General features: G+C 25.9%; 2 protein-coding genes. Both read right to left on the reverse strand.

The annotated features are described in order from the left end of the window. Window positions 1-108 precede the first annotated feature (108 nt). Window positions 109-1620, reverse strand: coding sequence for a hypothetical protein (locus tag CVV26_03445; protein PKL71957.1), 1512 nt, complete (start codon window positions 1618-1620; stop codon window positions 109-111). 112 nt (window positions 1621-1732) lie between these two features. Beyond that, entirely contained in the window at window positions 1733-2875 is a 1143-nt protein-coding gene (locus CVV26_03450; protein PKL71958.1) for a hypothetical protein, read from the reverse strand. Window positions 2876-3042: the final 167 nt, after the last annotated feature.

Consider the following 3042-nt stretch of genomic DNA (forward strand, 5'->3'; position numbering starts at 1 on the left):
TTTTTAATCGGAAAAGGATTATCAGTTGTCAAACAATACATGGAATTTATTTAAAATTTTATAAATTTCTATGAGTACTATATTGACCTATAGTAAATTCATAATTTTTTAAGTTTTTTGATTTTTCCAAATCCATAAAATAATCAAACCATAAAGCCAAAATACGATTAGCCAATGGATTTCTATTTTTACGGAAGCAAAAGGAATTTCTGAAAAAAGTTTGATTGTTTTAATTTCATAAGCTAAAAATATCCAAGCAAAAAATCCAACAATTTTAGCTAATGTTAATTCAAAAAACCCCAATAAAGTTGCGATAAAACCATAAAGCATAGAATATGGAACAACAGGTAAAACCAAAACATTGACGACTGGAGCAATTAAAGATAATTGTCCAAAATTATAAATAATAATTGGGAAGGTCATAATTTGAGCTGAAATAGTCATTAAAAGAGATTCTCTAAATTCCAAGTCATTGGGGATTTTATAAAATCCCATTTTAAATAAAATAGGTGAGACATAAATAATTCCCAAGGTTGCTAAAAAAGACAATTGAAAACCAATATCATAATGTAAAATTTTAGGATTAAATAAAAGCATTAAACAAGCGGTAAAAACCACGGCATTGGTAATATTTTTCAATCGGCCAATTTTTTTTGATAATAAAATTAAAATTCCCATAATCGCTGCTCGAACAACTGAGGCTTCGGCACCAGTTAAAATTACGAAAAAGATAATCATAATAATCGTTAACCAAAAACTGAATGATCTAGAAAAATATAAAGCGTAAAATAAATTCATTAAAAGAATGCCAATAATGGTAATATTGTAGCCTGAAAGTGCGATTAAATGTGTTGTTCCTGTGACATTAAAAGAATTTATTAATTGAGAAGGAATGTCTTCTTGAGTTCCAATTAAAAGTCCAGTTAAAAAAGAAGATTCTGGTGCAGGCAAAATAGCCATAATTTTTTCTTTAAATTTATTTTTTATAAAAAATAAATTTTGTTGAATAAAATTTCCTTTATTTTGAGCCAAAAGTTTTATTTTGGGATAATAAGCGATCGAATGGATATTATATCTATTTAAGTAATTTTTATAAGAAAAATCATCAGATTCAAATGGAGTTGTTAATTTTGTTTTAATTTCTAATTCATCGCCGTATTGATAATTTAATTTAGTCGGCAAATAAATTAAAATTTTTTCTTTTGAATTTTCATAAACCTCAAAAATAATTTTTTTAGAATTTTTTTTATTTCCCAAATCGCCCACAATAATTCCTTTTAAAATTATTTCTTCTTTTGTGTCATTGTAAATTTGTAAAGCATATTGTTTTGAAAAACTTTTTTGAAAATAAAAAATTCCAAAAATTAAAGATAAAAAACAAAAACCAAAAATTATTATTTTATTAAGTATTTTATTTTTATTAAGCGAATGGCATTCGTGTTTACAAATTTTTTTATCTTTTCGTTGCCATAAAAAAATAATCCAAAAAATTCCAAAAATAAAAATACCTTTCAAAATAGCGGAAGGTATTTTTGTCCACGGACTAATAAAAATGCCGGCAATAAAAGATAGACAGATAAAAAGAAAAATTTTTGATTTTTTCATATGAATATTTGTCATTTCGACCGAAGTGATTCTGAGAGCGAAGCGGATCCGCCAGCTAGCGGACTTAAACAATAAAAAAGGGATCCCTATACTCGGAAGCCTCGGTCGGGATGACAGAAAACTGAATTTATAATTTTCCTGCAATTAAATCCCAAATTTGATAAAGAATTCCCAATGAAAAAATAGCAATAATAAAATAAGTAAAAAAATATGGGATATTCATAGAGTATACGGGTGTGTCGTCTCCTTTCTTTTTTGCTTGCCAATAAATTAAAATAATTAATATTCCATTTATTCCACCAATAAGCAAACCAGTGATACTAATAATTTTAATAAAATTAGTCCAGCCAGCCAAAAAAATAATTAAAGGAATAAAACAAACCAATATTGTTGAAATGATTTTACTAAAATTAAAATCATAATGATAAATTTGTTTTAATGCCAGTCCAATATTTAAAAAAGAAGAGAAGATTGCAAAAAATCCAAAAATAGAACCTAAAAATAATATTTTATTTCCCAAAACATCTCCCAAACTAATAAGGGCATTTTCTGAAATTGTTTTACCAGCCACGCCAACTCCAATTAAACCAAACAAAATATATAAAACCAGGGGGATTAAACTGCCAATAATAATTGTTTTTTTTAATAAAAATTTTTCTTTTTCCAAAACTACTTCCATAATAGGAATTGCTGAAAGTCCACTTAAAGCAAAAAGAATTACTCCAAAAGGAAGGAAAAAATTAGTTAAATCAATAGGTATTAAATTTTCAAATTTTATTTGTGGAATACCCAAAATAGAAATTATTAAAATAATTGTAATTAAAAAAATAATTAATAAAGATTCTATTTTTGGGATGGCTTTTTTTCCAAAAAAAATTGCTATTGTTGTGCAAACAAAAAAGATTAAACGATAATCAAAAATAGATAGGGTAAAAAAATTTTCTAAAATTAAATATAAAAAATCACCAGCCATAATAAGATAAACAAGCAATGTTCCATAAAATCCGATACCAGAAGCAAAAATTGCTGTTATTTCTCCCCATTTGCCCAGATACATTTTAGCATAACCGGGTAATTGATGATTTTTTTTTGTTCTTAAAATAATTTCGCCATAGCAAAGATTTAAAAGAAGAATAATTAGCCCAAATCCGATTAAATATAAAAGTCCTGGAATAAAACCGATTTTAGCGATTACATAAGGAAGACTAAAAATCCCTGCTCCAATAATTGTTCCAATTAAAACAGCAATGGCGTTAAAAAATGGCTTCATAAAATTATAAAAATATTAAAATCTAAAGCTTGTATAGAGTCTTCGAATCATTTAAAATTTATAAAATTAGGGTTAATAGACATTTTGGGTGCTTTTTATTTTAGTAATTCTTTGATCACTTTTATTCTTCGTTTTGATTTTAAGCCTCGGTGAATATTTATGAACAT

This window comes from Candidatus Kuenenbacteria bacterium HGW-Kuenenbacteria-1 (assembly GCA_002839745.1).
Taxonomy (GTDB): Bacteria; Patescibacteriota; Patescibacteriia; order UBA2591; family PGYQ01; genus PGYQ01.

Coding starts and splice junctions, on each gene's coding strand:
- CVV26_03445 (PKL71957.1), bottom strand. CDS start 1,620: ATGACAAATATTCATATGAAAAAATCAAAAATTTTTCTTTTTATCTGT.
- CVV26_03450 (PKL71958.1), bottom strand. CDS start 2,875: ATGAAGCCATTTTTTAACGCCATTGCTGTTTTAATTGGAACAATTATT.